The 17,841-nt window shown below is 63.9% G+C and carries 16 protein-coding genes; 6 read left to right on the top strand and 10 right to left on the bottom strand.

Annotation, left to right across the window (positions count from 1 at the left end; genetic code table 11):
• Nucleotides 1–25: 25 nt before the first annotated feature.
• From betA to ACXAEK_RS12485, 3 genes are all read right to left on the bottom strand, one after another.
• Nucleotides 26–1,681, bottom strand: coding sequence for a choline dehydrogenase (betA, locus tag ACXAEK_RS12495; protein ID WP_475042334.1), 1,656 nt, complete (start codon nt 1,679–1,681; stop codon nt 26–28).
• Nucleotides 1,682–1,853: 172 nt separating this feature from the next.
• Complete coding sequence (gene betB, locus ACXAEK_RS12490; protein ID WP_475042332.1) at nt 1,854–3,311, bottom strand: betaine-aldehyde dehydrogenase; 1,458 nt, start codon at nt 3,309–3,311, stop codon at nt 1,854–1,856.
• 282 nt (nt 3,312–3,593) lie between these two features.
• The gene (locus ACXAEK_RS12485; protein ID WP_475042331.1) at nt 3,594–4,802 is read right to left on the bottom strand and encodes a BCCT family transporter; all 1,209 of its coding nucleotides are present in this window, start codon (nt 4,800–4,802) and stop codon (nt 3,594–3,596) included.
• A 159-nt stretch (nt 4,803–4,961) separates the two neighbouring features.
• On the opposite strand from ACXAEK_RS12485, the gene betI reads away from it, so the two are divergent.
• Nucleotides 4,962–5,537, top strand: a complete 576-nt coding sequence (betI, locus tag ACXAEK_RS12480) for a choline-binding transcriptional repressor BetI (protein ID WP_475042330.1) — start codon at nt 4,962–4,964, stop codon at nt 5,535–5,537.
• Nucleotides 5,538–5,570: 33 nt separating this feature from the next.
• Here betI and ACXAEK_RS12475 read toward each other — a convergent pair whose 3' ends face one another.
• The 4 genes from ACXAEK_RS12475 to ACXAEK_RS12460 all read right to left on the bottom strand — a co-directional run bounded on the left by ACXAEK_RS12475 (nt 5,571) and on the right by ACXAEK_RS12460 (nt 9,235).
• The gene (locus tag ACXAEK_RS12475; protein WP_475042328.1) at nt 5,571–6,566 is read right to left on the bottom strand and encodes a DUF1036 domain-containing protein; all 996 of its coding nucleotides are present in this window, start codon (nt 6,564–6,566) and stop codon (nt 5,571–5,573) included.
• Between the two features lie 66 nt (nt 6,567–6,632).
• Complete coding sequence (locus ACXAEK_RS12470; protein WP_475042327.1) at nt 6,633–7,553, bottom strand: DMT family transporter; 921 nt, start codon at nt 7,551–7,553, stop codon at nt 6,633–6,635.
• Nucleotides 7,554–7,603: 50 nt separating this feature from the next.
• A complete protein-coding gene (locus ACXAEK_RS12465) occupies nt 7,604–8,548 on the bottom strand; it encodes a pirin family protein (protein WP_475042326.1) in 945 nt (314 codons plus the stop codon).
• Between the two features lie 84 nt (nt 8,549–8,632).
• Nucleotides 8,633–9,235, bottom strand: coding sequence for a LysE/ArgO family amino acid transporter (locus tag ACXAEK_RS12460; protein ID WP_475042324.1), 603 nt, complete (start codon nt 9,233–9,235; stop codon nt 8,633–8,635).
• A gap of 89 nt (nt 9,236–9,324) precedes the next feature.
• Between ACXAEK_RS12460 and ACXAEK_RS12455 the strand changes: the two genes are divergently transcribed.
• From ACXAEK_RS12455 to ACXAEK_RS12440, 4 genes are all read left to right on the top strand, one after another.
• Nucleotides 9,325–10,209 carry a LysR family transcriptional regulator ArgP gene (locus tag ACXAEK_RS12455; RefSeq protein WP_475042322.1) on the top strand — a complete coding sequence of 295 codons (885 nt, stop codon included), beginning with the start codon at nt 9,325–9,327 and terminating at the stop codon, nt 10,207–10,209.
• 16 nt (nt 10,210–10,225) lie between these two features.
• Nucleotides 10,226–10,918, top strand: a complete 693-nt coding sequence (locus tag ACXAEK_RS12450) for a nitroreductase family protein (RefSeq protein ID WP_475042321.1) — start codon at nt 10,226–10,228, stop codon at nt 10,916–10,918.
• Between the two features lie 88 nt (nt 10,919–11,006).
• Entirely contained in the window at nt 11,007–11,843 is an 837-nt protein-coding gene (locus ACXAEK_RS12445) for a COG3904 family protein (protein WP_475042319.1), read from the top strand.
• 82 nt (nt 11,844–11,925) lie between these two features.
• Nucleotides 11,926–12,939, top strand: coding sequence for a DUF1036 domain-containing protein (locus tag ACXAEK_RS12440; RefSeq protein ID WP_475042318.1), 1,014 nt, complete (start codon nt 11,926–11,928; stop codon nt 12,937–12,939).
• Nucleotides 12,940–13,065: 126 nt separating this feature from the next.
• Here ACXAEK_RS12440 and ACXAEK_RS12435 read toward each other — a convergent pair whose 3' ends face one another.
• Nucleotides 13,066–13,806, bottom strand: a complete 741-nt coding sequence (locus ACXAEK_RS12435) for a YebC/PmpR family DNA-binding transcriptional regulator (RefSeq protein ID WP_475042317.1) — start codon at nt 13,804–13,806, stop codon at nt 13,066–13,068.
• 122 nt (nt 13,807–13,928) lie between these two features.
• Here ACXAEK_RS12435 and ACXAEK_RS12430 point away from each other — a divergent pair, with 122 nt between their 5' ends.
• Nucleotides 13,929–15,704 (top strand): SLC13 family permease, encoded by a 1,776-nt coding sequence (locus ACXAEK_RS12430; protein WP_475042315.1) that lies wholly within the window; start codon nt 13,929–13,931, stop codon nt 15,702–15,704.
• 20 nt (nt 15,705–15,724) lie between these two features.
• Here the strand turns inward: ACXAEK_RS12430 and ACXAEK_RS12425 are convergent, their stop codons facing one another.
• Both ACXAEK_RS12425 and ACXAEK_RS12420 read right to left on the bottom strand, forming a co-directional pair.
• Complete coding sequence (locus tag ACXAEK_RS12425; protein WP_475042314.1) at nt 15,725–15,850, bottom strand: hypothetical protein; 126 nt, start codon at nt 15,848–15,850, stop codon at nt 15,725–15,727.
• Between the two features lie 116 nt (nt 15,851–15,966).
• Nucleotides 15,967–17,745, bottom strand: coding sequence for an SLC13 family permease (locus ACXAEK_RS12420; RefSeq protein ID WP_475042313.1), 1,779 nt, complete (start codon nt 17,743–17,745; stop codon nt 15,967–15,969).
• Between the last annotated feature and the right edge of the window lie 96 nt (nt 17,746–17,841).

Raw genomic sequence — 17,841 nt, 5'->3', positions numbered from 1 at the left:
GCGGCTTGCTGGCAGCGCAACAGGATCAGCGCTGCGCTTCGCGCCAGTTCGGGTTGAACCACGGCTCTGCGTTGGAGGACGGCAGGCGGCGGCCCAGGATGTGGTCGGAGGCCTTCTCGCCGGTCATGATCGAGGGGCCGTTGAGGTTGCCGTTGGTGATCCGCGGGAAGATCGAGCTGTCGGCAACGCGCAATCCGTCAACGCCGATGACGCGGCATTCCGGATCAACCACCGACATTGGATCATCCGCCGCGCCCATCTTGCATGTGCCGCAGGGGTGATAGGCGCTTTCCACATGCTCGCGCAGGAAGCCGTCGATCTCGTCGTCGGTCTGCAGATCGGTGCCGGGCTGGATCTCGTGCTTGAGGAACGGTTTCATCGCGTCCTGGGCAAAGATCTCGCGCGTCAGGCGCACGCATTTGCGGAAGTCGATCCAGTCCTGTTCGGTCGACATGTAGTTGAACAGGATCTTCGGCGCGTCCTTGGGGTCGCTGGAGGCCAGCGTGACCTCGCCTCGCGAAGGCGAGCGCATCGGGCCGACGTGGGCCTGGAAGCCGTGGCCCTCTGCCGCCGCCTGGCCGTCGTAGCGGACGGCGATGGGCAGGAAGTGGTACTGGATGTCCGGGTAGTCCACCCCCTTGTCGGAGCGGATGAAAGCGGCGCTTTCGAACTGGTTGGAGGCGCCCAGTCCGGTCTTGGTGAACAGCCATTGCGCCCCGACCAGACCCTTGCCTAACAGGTTCCAGTATTTGAACAGGGTGATCGGCTGCTTGCAGGCGAACTGGAAGTAGAATTCCAGGTGGTCCTGCAGGTTCTGGCCGACGCCGGGGCGGTCGGCGACCACGTCAATGCCGTGCTCGGCCAGGTGTTTGGCCGGGCCGATGCCCGAAAGTATCAGCATTTTGGGGGAGTTCAGCGAGGAGGCGGCCAGGATCACCTCGGCATTGGCGCGGATCACCTCGACCTTGCCGCCGCGTTCGATTTCGACACCGACGGCGCGGCCGTCCTCGATCACCACCTTGCGGGCAAGGGCGCGGATCATGTCGCAATTGTCGCGCTTCAGCGCCGGGCGCAGATAGGCATTGGCGGCAGACCAGCGGCGGCCCTTGTAGACCGTCATCTCCATCGGGCCGAAGCCTTCCTGCTGCTCGCCGTTGTAGTCGGAGGTGACCGGGTAGCCCGCCTGACTGCCTGCCTTGACGAAGGCGTCATGCAGCGGGTTGTCGCGGGGGCCGCGGGTTACGTGCAGGGGGCCATCCTTGCCGCGCCAGTCCGGGTCGCCGCCGTGGCCGCGGCCGTTCCAGGTTTCCATGCGTTTGAAATAGGGCAGCACGTCGGCATAGGACCAGCCGGCAGCACCCAACTCGGCCCAGTGGTTGTAATCGCCTGCGTGGCCGCGCACATAGACCATGCCGTTGATCGAGGAGGAGCCGCCGATCACCTTGCCGCGCGGGCAGACCAGTTCGCGGCCACCCAGATGCGGCTCGGGCTGGGATTTATAGCCCCAGTCGTAAAGCGGCATGTTCATCGGGTAGCTGAGCGCCCCCGGCATCTGGATCAGCGGGCCGGCATCGGTGCCGCCGTGTTCGATAATCAGAACCTTCTTGCCCGCTTCCGACAGCCGGTAAGCCATGGCACAGCCGGCCGAACCGGCACCGACAATCACATAATCCGCATTCATCGCGTCTCTCCATTGCTGAGACCGGGTGCTGCCTCGCCTGCCCGGCTCTGCCTTGCTTTGCCTTGATGCTGCCCGCCGCGGCGGGCAGCACCTGATGTCACGCCCCGCTCCCCTGCCCTGATTGCCCTTTTGGGCAACGGGGCGGGCAGGCGGGAGTTGCCCAAAAGGGTAATCAGAACGCTGCTTCGACGTCGCCCATGCGCACGTAAACCGACTTCACCTGGCTGAAGTGCTTGATCGCCTCTTTCGAGTTCTCGCGGCCAACACCCGAAGCCTTGACGCCGCCAAACGGCGCCTCGACCGGCGCGTCGTTGTAGGAGTTGATGAAACAGCTGCCGGCCTCCAGCTGGCCGATCACCCGGTGCGCGCGGGTGAAGTCGCTGGTGAAGACGCCGGCGGACAGGCCAAACTCGGTGTCATTGGCGCGGGCGATGACTTCTTCTTCGGTATCAAAGTCGAGAACCGACATCACCGGGCCAAAGATCTCCTCGCGTGCGATGGTCATATCGTCGGTTACATCGGCAAAGACGGTGGGCTGGATGTAGTAGCCGTCCATGTCCGCACGCGCGCCACCGCAGACAACGCGGGCGCCTTCGGCTTTGCCCTTTTCGATGTAGCCCAGCACGATGTTCATCTGGTTCTCGGTGACCATCGGGCCAAAGCTGGTGGCCTCATCCATCGGGTCGCCAATGACGGCGTTGCCGGTGCGTTCTGCCAGGCGGGCCAGGAATTTCTCCTTGATGCCTTTCTGCACAAACACGCGAGTGCCGTTCGAACAGACCTGGCCCGAGGAGTAGAAGTTGCCGTTGATGGCGCCGCCGACGGCATTTTCCACATCGGCGTCGTCAAAGATGATCAGCGGCGACTTGCCGCCCAGCTCCATGGTGACGTGTTTCATGCCTGCGGCGGCAGCGGCATAGACCTTTTTGCCGGTCGGCACCGAGCCGGTCAGCGAGACCTTGTCGACGCGCGGGTCGGTGACCAGCGCACCGCCTACTTCGCCCATGCCCTGGACAACGTTGTAGATGCCCGCGGGGGCGCCGGCCTCATGCAGGATCTCGGCCACTTTCAGGGCGCAGAGCGGCGTGGTCTCGGAGGGTTTGAACACCATCGAGTTGCCGCAGGCCAGCGCAGGCGCGCCCTTCCAGCAGGCGATCTGGGTCGGGTAGTTCCAGGCGCCGATGCCGACGCAGAGGCCCAGCGCCTCGCGCACGGTGTAGACCCAGTCTTCGCCCATCGGGATGTGTTCACCGGTCAGGGAGCCTGCGAGGCCGCCGAAGTATTCCAGCGCGTCGGCGCCGGAAGTGGCGTCGGCCACCAGGGTTTCCTGCAGCGGCTTGCCGGTGTCGTAAGTTTCCAGCACCGACAGTTCGTGGTTCCGCTCGCGCATGATGTCGGCCGCGCGGCGCAGGATGCGGCCGCGCTCGGCGCCGGTCATCTTGGCCCAGGCCTTTTGCGCTTCCTTGGCGGTGGAGAGCGCCTGTTCGACGATCGCCGGAGTGGCAGCGTAGACGGTGGCGATCTGCTCACCCGTGGCGGCGTAGATCACCGGGATCGGGGTGCCAGCGGTGTCTTCGACGTATTCGCCGTTGATGAAGTGGCTGGCCTTGGGCTGGGCGGGATGGGTCATGATACTCTTGTCCAATCTGTTCAAGGGTTTCAGTACTGCCGGGGCAGCAATTGCGGGGTCTTCATGCGGCTGGCGGGCCGGGCCGCCAGCGGGTTCGGGTTCGGGCCGGCCTGCCTGGCGGCAGATGCGTCCGGGAGAAGCGGCTTGGCTGAAGCCGCTTGTCGCAGACCTCCCCGCGGGGAGCGGTTTGCAAAGGCGCCCGGCAGGCCCGAAGGCACCGCCAGGCAGTTGGTGGCTGAACCTGCTATTCGGGGAAACAGAGGTCCAGCCGGGAGATCGCCCTTAGTGGGCTGCCTTGATCTTTTCGAAGTCGAGCGTGTTTTCCTCGGGCGAGGCGTCGATGCTCATCACTTCGCTGCGCTTGGCAATCAGGATGTAGCCCAGGCAGGCCACGTAGATGCCGATCACCGCGGTACCGATCCATTGGATCTGCAGCCACTGGCTCTGGAAGGCCAGGGTCAGGCCGAACAGGACCACGGCGTTGCCGACAACATAAGGAATGGTGCCGAAACGCTGTGCCGTCAGGTTCAGGTTGTCGGTGTAAAGGCGGATCAGCGAGTCAAAGGAGTTGACCACGAAAATGATGCCAACAGCGACCATGGAGACGTTGATCAGCAGCGTCGTCTCAATGCTGTTCAGGTGGTAGTAATAGAGCACCGAGAACCAGATCCCCAGCGGGATCGACGGGAAGATCAGCAGCGCTGCCAGAACCTGCCAGGTGCGCAGGCCGCCGACGAAGCGGGAGGTGAACTGGCCGATCATGATCGACCATGCGAACCACCAGAACAGGTAGAACTCATGGTAATCGGTCAGCGGCAGCACGAACTTGTGGATGTTGGCGAAATAGCCGCCGATGTTCGATGCGGTGTCGGCAAAGGCGCCCAGGCCCATGCCAGCATAGGCCCACATGCCCAGGATCAGCGCCAGGAACAGCGCGGTGGAGCCCACCGAAAGGATCCGCATGTATTTGATGTCGGTCGACGAGAACGCGGCAAACAGGATCACCAGGAAGGTGATGACATAGAAGGCCGGGATCACCGTTTCGCCGTCACCCATGAAGGTGGCGTAATACGGCAGGTAGATCAGGAACAGCGCGCCGGTGAAGGCGCAGGTGCCGATGATCACGATGTTGTTGATCCATTTCACCAGCGGGATCTCAAAGAACTTCACCCGCGGTTCGATCACGCAGAAATAGAAGGTCGTCAGGAAGTAGAAGCCCCAGATCAGGAAGCCCCAGAAGCCGAACTCCAGCGCCAGCGGGTTGGTGAACCCATAGGCAGGTTCCGCCGCGGTGTCCGCATAGAGCGGGAAGTCCCAGGCCAGCGGGAACATGATCAGGCCCACGTCCAGGCCGGAGGTGAACAGGATTGCGATGAAGGTGAAAAGGTGAACGGGGGTCACGCCGACGTTGCGGACGTTCCACCACTTGATCACGCAGAACGCCACCAGCGCAAAGGCCAGCAGAATCCCGAACGAGATGATTGAAGTCATATGTCCCTCCCATTTCCGGGCGGTTTCCGCCCTAAGACATGGGACGGCTACATATCACAGCAGGCTGAAGCGCCAAACAGTTTTTTAAACGGTCATTCAAGAATCGGATTCACGCGAACAACAGTTGAAACGGCGGCCCAATTACCGCACAACTTAATCATGAGCAGGAAACGCATCCGGGACATCCGCAACGAGGAATTGATCGAAGCCACCATCGTTGCCGTGCACGAACGCGGCTACGGTGTTGTAACCATGGCGGAAATCGCGCGGGAGGCCGGGGCCTCGGCGGCCTCGATCAACTATTATTTCGGCTCCAAGGAAGGGCTGATGGAAGCCACGATGCTGCATCTTCTGGGCAAGCTGCGCCGGGCGATGAGTGCAGGCTATGCCACCGCGCGCACCCCGCGCGAACGGCTTTATGCGGTGATGGATGCGAACTTTGCCGACGATCTGTTCACCGTTCCGCAATGCAGTATCTGGATGCAATTCTGGGCCAATGCGCCCTATTCGCCGCGTCTCAGCCGCCTGCATCGAATCAACCGCGCCCGGGTGCGCAGCCATTTCCTGGCTGAATTGCGGGCCCTGCTGCCGGCAGGCCAGGTGGAAACAGCGCGCCAGGCGCTGCAATGCTATATGGACGGGGTCTGGCTGCAGGCCGCGCAGTCGGAGAACCCCCTGGACCCGGAAACCGCACGTGTAGCGGCGCACCGGGTGGTGGATCTGGTCATTCCCTGACCGCCTGGCAGGCCTGCCCTCCAGCCCCCATCCCTACCCCTCAGCCCGCCGCTGATAGACCAGCCTGGTCCCATGAGGCAGGTAGATCAGCGTCATCTCGTCCGGTGTCAGGTCTTTGATCTGGTAGCACAGGCTGGTGCCGCGCTCGCTGTCGCGGGTCATCAGGAAGTCGCCCACGAAGCCTTTGCCGCGGCAGCTGGATTGGACGGAGATATATTCCGGCGCCATGGCGCTGCCACGGTAGCTGGACCGGCGGATTGCGCCGGACACTGTGAACCGGTCGTACGGATCGCCGGCAAGCTGCCAGTCGCCTTGCATGGTCTGCAGCATCCGGTCGAACCGGTTTGGCTTGCGCAAAACGGCGCTGTGCAGCATCAGCTCGCCATAAGAGCCGAAGAACGTGGTCATTTCCCCCTCTATCAGCAGCGGTGCGCCATGCGGCTGCTTCTGGAGAAATGCAAAGGTGCCGCTCCCGGGCGCGCTCTGCGCCTCTGCCCGGATTTGCATCCCGCCGCTGACAAAGCGGCAAGCCACGGCGCCGTCCGGCGGGGTTTCACAGCCCTGAAACACCACATCCGCCTTGTACGGCACCCCTTCACCCGCAGCATCAGGGGCGGTTTCGTTGTGCGAATGTGCGCTGAGCTGGATATCCTGCGCTTCAGGGCCGGCAAGGGCCTTGGCAAACCGCTGTTCAGCATAACCGCGCGATGCGCAATCCTTGCTGCCCTCAATCCGGAAGGTGCCGGGAGCGGTGCAGAACCGGATACTGTCGTCGCGGAAGCGGTAGCCGGGGCTTTGGGCACGGAAATAAATGAACTTGCCGCGGTGCTGCGGCGGCACCGGGTCCATGCAGTCCCCGGGACGCAATGGGCGCCACCCTTCGGTGATCCAGCCCGCCGCGCCGCGGCTGCTGACGGCCAGCTGGTGCAGGTCGCCGGTATCGTTGCAGATACTGGGGCCTGCAACTGCCACCGCCGGATCAATAAGGGCAGCCAGCAAAAGCGCCGGCAGCCATAGGAATAACGCCATTCGCAGCCCCCGCTGGCACCTGTAAGAGCGGGAGATTACCCCCGGTTTGTAACATCTTTAAGACGATCAAACCCCAGCAGGGTTACCGGAAGGTGTAGCGGATTTCCTTTTTATCCTGGCTTCACGCCAGGAGATAAAGCTGACCGCCGCCAGGATCAGCCCGCCGCCGGAGATCACCCAGATATCGGCAGGCTCGCCAAAGGTCAGCGCGCCCAGGAGGGTGGCCCAGACCAGCTGCAGAAAGGTCACGGGCTGGGTGACGGCCACCGGTGCGGCGGCAAAAGCCATGGTCATGGTGTAATGCCCCGCAGTGGCAAAGCAGGCGACCCCGAACAGGATCGCGACTTCGGCCAGCGTCGGCGTCACCCAGACCGCCAGGGCAAAGGGGGCCAGACCAATGGTCACAAAGACCGACAGCATTCCCACCACCACCGCCGGGCTGTTGCTGCCGACGGTGAACTTGGCGATCAGATAGGAGGCGCCAAAGGACACAGCAGTGAACAGCATGGCGATATGGCCGGGTGATACCTCGCGGAAGCCGGGGCGCAGGATGATCAGGGCGCCGATCAAAGCGACGGCAATGGCGGAGATACGGCGGAAGGCCAGCTTTTCGCCCAGGAACAGCGCAGCTCCCAGGGTGACATAGACCGGCGACAGGTAGTTCATCGCCGTAACCTCAGCCAGCGGGATCTGGGTCATGGCGTAGAACCACAGGATCACGCCCGCCGTATGCACAACGCCGCGGCCCGCAAACAGCGCCCAAAGCCGCGGGGTGAGATGCGCCCTGCGCAGCGCGCCGGCCATCGGGATCAGGAACACCAGCCCCAAAAGATAGCGCAGAAAGGCGCTTTCGGCCGGGGGGATACGGGTACCGAGCGATTTAACCAGCGCCGTCACCGCCACGAAGCAAAGGCCGGTCACCACCATCCAGAACACACCCCTGAGGGGGTTCTGAACATGCTGGACGGGGCGGGCGGATTGGCTCATGGGCGGACTGAACACCCGTTCGGGCAGCGGCGCAAGGCTTCACATGTGAATTATTTCCGCCGCTCGGGCAGTGGGATGAATTCCTTGTCGTCGCCGGGCGGCAGCTGGAAGCGCCCATGCTGCCAGTCGCCCGCGGCCCAGGATGCCTTCGCTTCTTCGATCCGCTCGCGGGAGGACGCGACGAAATTCCACCAGATGTAGCGCGGCCCGTTCAGCGTCGCGCCGCCCAGCGCCATCAGCCGGGCGCCCTCAGGCCCTGCGGTGACGGTGATCTCATCACCGGGGCGGAACACCATCATGCGGCCGGCCTCAAAACTCTCCCCCGCAATTTCCACCGAACCTTGCGTCACATAGAGGCCCCGGTCCTCATGGTCGGAGGGCAGCGGCAGCTTGGCGCCAGGGTGCAGCACCACGTCGGCATAAAATGTTTCGGAATAAAGGGTTGCAGGGGCTTTCTCACCCCAGGCAGAGCCAAGGATCAGGCGCACAGTCTTGCCCTCACCCTCCAGCACCGGCAGCGCCTCCCTGCCGTGATGCTCAAAGGCGGCAGGCACATCCTCGTGGCTGTCGGGCAGCGCAATCCAGGTCTGGATGCCGAACAGGCTGCTGGGGTTTTGCCGGGTGGCGGCAGAGGTGCGCTCTGAATGGGTGACGCCTTGGCCCGCCACCATCCAGTTCACCTCGCCCGGATAGATCATCTGATGGGTGCCCAAAGAATCCCGATGCTCGAACTCGCCCTGATAAAGGTAAGTGACCGTGCCGAGGCCGATATGGGGATGCGGGCGCACGTCGATGCCCTGGCCGGTCAGAAACTCGGCGGGCCCGGCCTGATCAAAGAAGATAAACGGCCCGACCATCTGGCGTCGCGGCGCAGGCAGCGCGCGTCGGACCTCAAAGCCGCCGATATCGCGGGCGCGCGGGATGATCACGGTTTCAATCGCGTCAAGACTGCCCGCCTCCGGGCATTGCGGTTCCAGGGCCGGGTTCCAGCTCATCTTTCCCTCCTGTCTGCAGCTATAGGAGAAAGGTAGGCTGTTTGCGCGCGGGCGTAAGGCCGGCCCGCGCACATTTGCTGTTCGTCACATCAGGAGAAGCTTGGCGGCAATCGCCCACATGGTGAGGCCGACAACGGCGTCTAGAACCTGCCAGGCGCGCGGGCGGGCAAAAACCGGGGCCAGCAGGCTGGCGCCGTAGCCAAGCGTGAAGAAGAAGGTGAAGCTGGCAATAGCGGCGCCGGCGGCAAAGACCATCGGCTGCGGGTATTGGGCGGAGATCGACCCCAAGAGCACCACCGTGTCCAAATAAACATGCGGGTTCAGCCAGGTCAGCGCCAGCACCGTGGCCAGCACCGGCAGCAGGGCGGCGCCTGCGCCTTCCTGCGCGGCCTGCAGTGTCTCCCCGCCCTGCCAGGCGGCGCGCAGGGCGCGGGCGCCGTACCAGATCAGGAAGGCCGCGCCGCCCCAGCGCATGGCCTGCTCGAACCAGGGCAGCGCCACGGCCAGGGAGCCGAAGCCGAACACACCGGCAGTGATCAGCACCGCGTCCGACCCGGCACAGGTCAGGCAGATCCAGAACACATGCTGGCGCCGCAGCCCCTGGCGCAGGACAAAAGCGTTCTGGGCGCCGATCGCCATGATCAGGCTAAGGCCCAAGGCAAATCCGGCAATCAGGCTGGGGGGCATGTCTGTCTCCATCGTTGTGCTGGGATTTGACTAATGCTGGCCCACCCATTAATCTAGTTAAAGAGATTTAAGCTAGATTAGAGTTGCTAATGCACATGGATCCCAGCCAGCTGGCAGCACTCAGCGCGGTGCTGCGCCTTGGCTCGTTTGAGGCGGCGGCGCATTCCCTGCGGGTGACGCCCTCAGCCATTTCACAGCGGATCAAGGCGCTGGAGGACCGGATTGGCGCGGCTCTGGTCTTGCGCGGGTCACCCTGCACCGGCACGGCTGCAGGTCTGCGGCTGGCAAAGCACGCCGAGGACATCGGCCTCCTGGAGGCGCAGCTGGCGCGGGAACTGGCGCTGGAGGAAGGTCATGGCCCGGTGCGGCTGCGGATTGCGGTCAATGCCGACAGCCTGGCGAACTGGTTCATTGACGCGATGGCCGCGGTGGACGGCGTGTTATTCGACCTCCTGGTGGATGATCAGGACCACAGCGCCGACTGGCTGAGGCGCGGCGAGGTCTCGGCGGCGGTGACTGCCAGCTCCAAACCGGTGACCGGGTTTGATGCGCATCCGCTGGGCAGGCTGGACTATGCGGCAACTGCCAGCCCGGCGTTCATGGCACGCTGGTTTCCGGATGGCGTGACACCAGAGGCCGCTGCAAAGGCACCTTGCATGATCTTCAACGCAAAGGACAATCTGCAAAAGCTCTGGCTGGAGCGCCATGTGGCGCCCGGCCTGGCGCCGCCTGCGCATTTCCTGCCCTCAACCCAGGCCTTCATTGATGCGGCTGCGGCGGGTCTGGGCTGGGGGATGAACCCGCTGGCCATGGTGGCGGCGGACATCCGATCTGGCCGCTTGGTGCCGCTGATCCCGGACAGCACCCTGCCGGTGCCGCTCACGTGGCAGGTGGCGCGGGTGATGGCCCCGGCCCTTGCGGAAGTGACCCGCGCCGTGCAGAAATCGGCGAAACAGTATTTGACCCAAGACTAATCCCGAAAGACCGCCCATGTTTGCCAAAGACGCTCTCAGCTATGCCCAGCTGCCCCTTCCCGACCGGGCGGAGTATTCCGATGCGGAGATGCACAGGAAGGCAGCGGAATTCCTGGCCCATATGCGGCGGCGGCACACGGTGCGGGATTTCACCGGTCAGCCGGTGCCGCGCGCGGTGATCGAGGATTGCATCCGCGCCGCCGGCACCGCGCCGTCGGGCGCCAATCACCAGCCCTGGTTTTTTGCCGCAATCTCCAACCCGGGGCTGAAGGCGCAGATCCGCGCGGAGGCCGAGGAGGAAGAACGCCGGTTCTATGCAGGCGGTGCAGGCGATGAGTGGATCAAGGCGCTGGAGCCGATCGGCACCAATGCGGACAAGCCGCATCTGACCACCGCGCCCTGGCTGATTGTGGTCTTTGCCCAGCGCTGGGGCGAGTTTGAGGACGGCACGCGTTTCAAGAACTATTATGTTCCGGAAAGCGTGAACATCGCCACCGGCGTGCTGCTGACGGCGCTGCACACCGCCGGGCTGTGCAGCCTGACCCATACGCCGAACCCGATGAAATTCCTGAACGGCGCCCTGGACCGCCCGGCCTCGGAGAAACCGACGATGATCATCGCCGTGGGCCACCCGGCAGGCGATGCCACGGTACCCGCGGTTGCCAAGCTGAAGAAGCCGCTGGAGGAGATCGCCGCATTTGTAGAATGACATCAGCCGCGGGCGCCCGGAAAATTCGAATTTTCCGGCCAATTTTCTTGCAAGAAAATTTCACCGCCTGCGGCAGGCGCTGCACCTGATGCGGCCCCCGGCCTCCCTGCGCCGCAGCCTGGCACTGCAGGTGGCTCTGCCCAGGGCGGCGGTGCTGCTGGGGTGGCTGGCGTTCAATCACTGGGTCAAACTGCCAGTGCCGCTGGTGGTTGCGCTGATCACCGCGGACGCGCTGTTTTTTCTCTGGCAATGCCGCAGCTTTCTGCGCAGCGCCGATGCCCATGTGCAAGGCACCGGCGCCATGGCGCCCATCTGGGGCGGCTATCTGCTGCTGCTGTTTGCGGGCTTCGCCGCGTTGACGCAGTGGTGGGACGCACTGCTGATTGCGCAGGAGGTTGAGGAGCCTGCCTATGCCGAGCAGCGGCGGCTGGAGCGTGAGGCGCTTTACAGCCTGCGGGTATCGGCGGATGGCGCAACGCTGATTTTTGACGGAGAGATTACCTTTGGCCTGACCCAGCGGATGCGGCGGCTGGCATTGGACCATCCCGGCATCCTTCAGGTATCGCTGGCCGGCCCCGGCGGGCTGGTTGCCGAGGCCCGCGGCGCTGCGCAGCTGATCCGCCAGCAGGGCTGGAACACCCGTGCCGCCCGTCTTTGCGCCTCGGCCTGCACCTTGATGTTTGCGGGCGGCGCAGAACGCAGCCTAGGCCCTGGGGGGCAGCTTGGCTTCCATAGCTATGCCCTGCTGTTCGAAAGCGGCCTGCCGCAGATCGACCTGGCGCAGGAACAGGAAAAAGACCGCGCCTTTCTGCTGGAGCAGGGTATTCAAGCAGAGTTTGCCGCCCGGATCTTCAGCATGTCCCACAGCAGCCTTTGGATCCCCGGGCGCGCTGTGCTTCTGGAAGCCGGCGTTCTCACCCGCTAAGCGCCCCCTGCCGCCGGGCCGGTTTTTCTTGCCCGGTGCGGGTTTCGCCCCTAGCGTTTGCGGCATCAACCGGGGGTGTTTCATGACGCATTATATTCGAGCTGCTGCGCTGTGCCTTGGTGCGGGCCTGGCGGCATCGCCGGCACTGGCCGGGCTGGAGATCTGCAACAACGCGGACCAGGATCTGAGCCTGGCCATCGGTTATTCCAACGGCGGCGACTGGGTGTCCGAGGGCTGGTGGAACATTCCGGCAGGCCAGTGCAAATCCCCGGTCAGCGGAGATCTGAAGACACGTTATTACTACTACCGCGCCAATTCCGGCGGTGCCGCCTTTGCCAGCGGTGATTACACCTTCTGCACCACCCCGCAGGCCTTTACCATTCACGGCGACAGCAAATGCGCTGCGCGCGGCTATGACACCCTGGGCTTCCGCAAGCTGGACACCGGTGAAACCGCAACTCATTTCACGCTGACGCTGAACGCCGCGGCGGAGCCCCCGGCAGAGCAGCCGCCAGCCCCGCCGCAAGGCAGCGCGCCCGGCACCTATGGCGAGCCTTACACGGACAATGTGATCCTGCAGGGCTGCCATTCAGAAGGCCAGCGGTCCTGCAGTTTCCATGCCGGCGGCACCAAGTTCTTTGTTTATGACGACGGACGAACGCCGCAATTCGTCTTTGCCTTGATGGAAGCCCTGGATCCCGGCACGCCCCTGACCGTCGAAGGCGATCTGGAGGCCGTCTATGACCGCACCGCGGATGCGGTGCTGCGGGATGCCGCAGTGCGCCCCTGGACAGAGCATGACGGGCTGCTCAACAAGCTGCAGGGCCATTGGTATTCGGTGGAGGATCCCAATGCGCAGTTCACCGTTCTGGGGGCGGAGCGGGACAATAGCTATGATGGCGCCTATGCCGGGCGGAACTATCTGGCGGTGTCGGACTGGTGCCGGAATTTCGAGGGCGGCGGCCCTTATCTATATGCTCGCGAGGAGGAGACCGGCGAAGATTACTGCTATGTAATCGACTATGCGGATCATCTGGAGCTGACGCTGATGTATCTGCCGCGCGGCAATATCCTGCAGTACCGCAAGCTGGACTGACGGCGCAGGGGCGCTGCCCCTCGGCCTGCGGCCTCACCCCGGAGTATTTGCAACCAGAAAGAAGCCGCCGCAAAGAAAAGGCCCGCCAGAAAGGCGGGCCGTATCTTCAGCTTCTGGCGCGGCAGCTCAGAGCTGCGCCATCACCTCGTCGGAGGCTTCAAAGTTGGTGGTGACACGCTGCACGTCGTCGTCGTCTTCCAGCGCATCGACCAGCTTCATCAGCTTTTGCATGCCTTCCAGGTCCAGCTCGGTGGTGGTGGTCGGCTTCCAGACCAGCTTGGTCAACTCAGATTCGCCCAGCTCGGCCTCCAGCGCGTTGGAGACGTCGTTTAGGTCGCTGTCGGCGCAATAGATGATATGGCCGTCCTCGGAGCTTTCGACATCTTCAGCGCCTGCTTCAATGGCAGCCATCATCACGGTGTCAGCATCGCCCACGGAGGCCGGGTAAGCCACCTCGCCCTTGCGGTCGAACATAAACCCGACCGAGCCGGTTTCACCCAGGTTGCCGCCATTCTTGGAGAAGGTGGAGCGCACGTTGGAGGCGGTGCGGTTTTTGTTGTCGGTCATCGCCTCGACGATCACCGCAACGCCATTGGGGCCATAGCCCTCGTAGCGGATTTCGTCGTAGTTCTCGGCGTCGCCGCCGACGGCCTTCTTGATCGCGCGTTCGATCACGTCCTTGGGGACGGACTGGCTCTTGGCCTCTTTCACGGCCAGGCGCAGGCGCGGGTTCTTGTCGGGATCGGGGTCGCCCATCTTGGCGGCCACGGTGATCTCCTTGGCCAGCTTGGAAAACAGTTTTGACCGCGCCGCGTCCTGACGGCCCTTGCGGTGCTGAATGTTAGCCCATTTTGAATGGCCTGCCATGGTGCATCCTTGCTGCTGTAAATCTGAATTGGCGCCCATATAGCCCTGCAAGGCGGCGGCTTTCAAGCGCCCCTGCCCCGCTTTGCCCTTGTTCCGCGGGGTTTCGGGGATAAGCTGGCGCCATGACATATGATCAAGCCATTTTGTTTGCGCTATTTGCTGCTGTCTTTGCCCTCTTGTTATGGGGGCGTTTCCGGTACGATCTCGTGGCTTTTGCCGCGCTGATGGCGGGTGTGGTGCTGGGGGTGGTGCCCGCTGCTGATGCCTTTGCGGGCTTTGGCCACCCGGCGACACTGGTGGTGGCGCTGGTGCTGATCGTCTCAGCCGGGCTGGTGCGGTCGGGTGCGGTGTTCCTGATCACCCGGACGCTGGTGGACAGTGCGCGGGGGCTGGGCGGCCATATTGCGCTGATGGGCGGGGTTGGTGCGGTGCTGTCGGCCTTTATGAACAATGTGGCAGCGCTGGCCCTGCTAATGCCGGTGGATATTCAGACCGCGCGCAAGGCGGGCCGGGCGCCAGGGCTGAGCCTGATGCCGCTGTCATTCGCCACCATCCTGGGCGGTATGGTCACACTGATTGGCACGCCGCCCAACATCATCATCGCCGCGATCCGCGGCGAGACGCTGGGGGAGCCGTTCAGGATGTTCGACTTTGCGCCCGTTGGCGGGATTGCGGCGCTGGCGGGGCTTGCCTTTGTGGCGCTCATTGGCTGGCGGCTGATCCCGGCGCGGGAGAACGCGGCCGGTGCCTCCGAGGCACAGCTGGCGCCCTATATTGCCGAGCTGACGGTGGGCGAAGGGTCGGAGCTGGCAGGCAGGCGGCTGGGAGAGCTGGATGAAGAGGCGGAGAAAGCTGATGTGGCTATCCTGGGCCTGATCCGGGACGGCAAGCGGCGCTATGGGCGCTCTGCCGCGGCGACGCTGCGCGAGGACGACACGCTGGTGATCGAGGCGGAACCGGACGCGCTGGACGAGTTCCGCAGCGCGCTGAAGCTGGAGTTCGCCGACGCCGCCCGCCAGGAGAAGCTGACGGCGGCGGGCGAAGGTCTGGAGCTGACGGAGCTGGTGGTGCCGGAGACCGCCCGCATCCGCGGCCGGACCGCGCAATCCATCGGGTTGGCCTGGCGCCAGAGCGCGGTGCTGCTGGGGATTTCCCGCCAGGGCACGCGGATCACCCGCCATATCCGCCAGACCGAGGTTGAAGCCGGCGATATCCTGCTGCTGCTGTCCCCGCGCGGACGCAGTGCCGATGTGGCGGATTGGCTGGGCTGCCTGCCGCTGGCCGCGCGCGGCCTGTCGGTGACGGCCAATGACAAGACCTGGGCCGCCATCGGGCTGTTCGCCGCCGCGGTGCTGGCGGCCTCTGTCGGGCTGTTGTACCTGCCGGTAGCGCTGGGGCTGGTTGCCATCGGCTATGTGCTCTTGAAGATCCTGCCGGTGGCAGAGGTTTATGACCATGTGGAGTGGCCAGTGGTGGTTCTCTTGGGGTCAATGATCCCGCTGGGGGCGGCGCTGGACACATCCGGCGGCACGGCCCTGATTGCCAATGCGTTGACCGGGCTGACCGCGGGGCTGCCCGCCTGGGCGGTGCTGACGGTGCTGATGGTGGTCACCATGACCCTGTCGGATGTGCTAAACAACACAGCCACGGCGATTGTCGCAGCGCCTGTCGGGATCCAGATGGCGGAGACGCTGGGGGTCTCCCCGGATCCTTTTCTGATGGCGGTGGCCGTTGCGGCCTCAGCCGCGTTCCTGACCCCGATCGGGCACAAGAACAACACGCTGGTGCTGGGGCCTGGCGGCTATCATTTCGGGGATTACTGGCGGATGGGGCTGCCGCTGGAAGCGCTGGTCATCGCCGTGTCCATCCCGGCCATTCTGGTGTTTTGGCCCTTGTGAGCCAAAGCGGCGCGGCCAGCTTAGTGCGGTTGTTCCTGCTGAACGGGAACCGCGCGGGCGGCGCCGCTGGTCTGGACCTGCGACACCAGTGCAATCGCGGCGGAGCCTGCGAGCACGACAAACAAAAACACTTTTCTGGAACTCATGGCCCTGGACCTTATGAAGACAATGCTCCCCTTCATATGGGCACTCGTTTAACAGTTTCATGTAAACGGGGTCACAGAAGGCGGTATTTCGCCGCCGATTTTAGCGTTTGGCTGGCTCAGAGCGGCCAGAAGAACGGGATGAGCAGCGAGGCCACCATGCCGACGGTCAGGTTCAACGGGATGCCAACGCGCAGGAAGTCGGTGAACTTGTAACCGCCGGGGCCGTAGACCAGCGTGTTGGTCTGATAGCCGATCGGGGTCGCAAAGGAGGCCGAGGCCGCCACCATCACTGCCACAACCAGCGGGCGCGGATCCACCCCCATGGCCTGCGCCAAGCCGATGGCAATCGGTGTCACCACCACCGCGACGGCATTGTTGGAAACCAGCTCTGTCAGCACCGAGGTCAAGAGGTAGACTGCCCAGACCAAGAGGAACGGCGGCAGCATCGACAGGCCGGGTGCGATGGCGTTGACGATCAGGGCAACCGCACCGGAGCTTTCCAGCGCCGCACCAATCGCCAGCATCGAGAAGATCAGCGCCAGCAGCCGCCCATCAACAAAGGAAAACGCTTCATCCGCGTCGATGCAGCGGGTGACAAAGACCAGCGAAACCATCAGCAGCGACAGCATCAGGATCGGTGCGACGCCAAAGGCGGCCAGCAGCACGATGCCCAAGAGCGCAACAACGGCGATCGGCGCATGGCTGCGGCGGTAGGCACGCTGGGTCGGCTGCGAGACGTCAGCCAGGTCCATGTCGGCGGCCAGGCGCTGGATATCGGCAGGTGCGCCCTCCAGCAGCAGAGTGTCGCCGACCCGTACCACCAGGTCATCCAGCTGCACGCCGATATTCTGGTTCCGCCGGTGCACCGCCAGCGTATAAACACCATAGCGGCGGCGCAGGCGCATGGCGCCAAGGCTGCGGCCCACCATGCGGCAGCCGGGGGTGATCAGCACCTCAACAGTCTGGGTCTCCACCGCGGAAACCTGATCAACCCGCTTCAGCTCCTTGTTCGACTGCAGGCTCAGGAGCTCTGTCATGCGGGTGCGCAGCACCACCCGGTCGCCGACCTGCAGCTCCACCCCTTGGAGGTTGCGGCGCAGCGAGGCGTCGCCGCGGATCACGTCGATGAGGCGCACGCCGGGGCGCTTGAACAGCTGCACGCCGGTGACTTCACGGCCAATGAGGTTGCTTTCCGGCGGAATGACCGCCTCGGTGAAGAATTTCATCTTCGATTTGTCACTCAGCAGCTCTGCCATGCTGTCGCGGGCGGGCAGCAGCCGTGGTGCGATGAAGCGCAGGTAAATCATGCCGTAGGCGACCAGGATCAGGCCCAGCGGGGTGACCTCGAAGATCGTGAAAGGCTTCAGTCCCTGGGCACGGGCCACACCATCCACCAGCAGGTTGGTCGAGGTGCCGATCAGCGTCAGCGTGCCGCCCAGGATCGCCGCATAGCTGAGCGGGATCAGCATCTTGGAAGCGGAGACGTTCAGGGTCCGGGCGATCTGGATGAAGACCGGGATCATCACCACGACGACCGGCGTATTCGACACCACCGCAGAGGCGGTGATGACAAAGCCCATCAGCAGGGCCACAGCCAGCCGCGGGTTCACCTCTGCCTGTTTCTTGGCGATCTGGGTGAAGGCATCCAGCGCGCCGGTGCGCACCAGGGCGCCCATGATGATGAACATCGCCGCAATGGTCCAGGGCGCCGGGTTCGACAGCACCGGCAGCGCCTGGGCATAGGGCAGAACGCCGGTGGCCAGCATCGCCGCCACGCCGGTCAGCGCCACCACTTCTGTCGGATAGGTTTCCCGCAGGAACGCCACGAACATCGCCAGGACAATCACAAGCGCCAGCACCGCGCTGCCGGTGTCACCAAATTGGAAATACTGCATAAACCGTGACTTTGCCCATTTTGTTTAAGGCGGGGTTAGCGCCCCGCCATCGCGCAGTTTCCCTGAAACCCAAGGGCTGAGCAAGAATTTCCGCAA

The organism is Leisingera sp. ABM4_101 (assembly GCF_056158725.1).
Note: the sequence above shows the minus strand (reverse complement) of the source record. Positions and strands in the feature narration are given on the sequence as shown.

Excerpts from the sequence above, each read along its gene's own strand:
- betA (WP_475042334.1), bottom strand. The coding sequence starts at position 1,681 with ATGAATGCGGATTATGTGATTGTCGGTGCCGGTTCGGCCGGCTGTGCC.
- betB (WP_475042332.1), bottom strand. The coding sequence starts at position 3,311 with ATGACCCATCCCGCCCAGCCCAAGGCCAGCCACTTCATCAACGGCGAA.
- ACXAEK_RS12485 (WP_475042331.1), bottom strand. The coding sequence starts at position 4,802 with ATGACTTCAATCATCTCGTTCGGGATTCTGCTGGCCTTTGCGCTGGTG.
- betI (WP_475042330.1), top strand. The coding sequence starts at position 4,962 with ATGAGCAGGAAACGCATCCGGGACATCCGCAACGAGGAATTGATCGAA.
- ACXAEK_RS12475 (WP_475042328.1), bottom strand. The coding sequence starts at position 6,566 with ATGGCGTTATTCCTATGGCTGCCGGCGCTTTTGCTGGCTGCCCTTATT.
- ACXAEK_RS12470 (WP_475042327.1), bottom strand. The coding sequence starts at position 7,553 with ATGAGCCAATCCGCCCGCCCCGTCCAGCATGTTCAGAACCCCCTCAGG.
- ACXAEK_RS12465 (WP_475042326.1), bottom strand. The coding sequence starts at position 8,548 with ATGAGCTGGAACCCGGCCCTGGAACCGCAATGCCCGGAGGCGGGCAGT.
- ACXAEK_RS12460 (WP_475042324.1), bottom strand. The coding sequence starts at position 9,235 with ATGCCCCCCAGCCTGATTGCCGGATTTGCCTTGGGCCTTAGCCTGATC.
- ACXAEK_RS12455 (WP_475042322.1), top strand. The coding sequence starts at position 9,325 with ATGCACATGGATCCCAGCCAGCTGGCAGCACTCAGCGCGGTGCTGCGC.
- ACXAEK_RS12450 (WP_475042321.1), top strand. The coding sequence starts at position 10,226 with ATGTTTGCCAAAGACGCTCTCAGCTATGCCCAGCTGCCCCTTCCCGAC.
- ACXAEK_RS12445 (WP_475042319.1), top strand. The coding sequence starts at position 11,007 with ATGCGGCCCCCGGCCTCCCTGCGCCGCAGCCTGGCACTGCAGGTGGCT.
- ACXAEK_RS12440 (WP_475042318.1), top strand. The coding sequence starts at position 11,926 with ATGACGCATTATATTCGAGCTGCTGCGCTGTGCCTTGGTGCGGGCCTG.
- ACXAEK_RS12435 (WP_475042317.1), bottom strand. The coding sequence starts at position 13,806 with ATGGCAGGCCATTCAAAATGGGCTAACATTCAGCACCGCAAGGGCCGT.
- ACXAEK_RS12430 (WP_475042315.1), top strand. The coding sequence starts at position 13,929 with ATGACATATGATCAAGCCATTTTGTTTGCGCTATTTGCTGCTGTCTTT.
- ACXAEK_RS12425 (WP_475042314.1), bottom strand. The coding sequence starts at position 15,850 with ATGAGTTCCAGAAAAGTGTTTTTGTTTGTCGTGCTCGCAGGCTCCGCC.
- ACXAEK_RS12420 (WP_475042313.1), bottom strand. The coding sequence starts at position 17,745 with ATGCAGTATTTCCAATTTGGTGACACCGGCAGCGCGGTGCTGGCGCTT.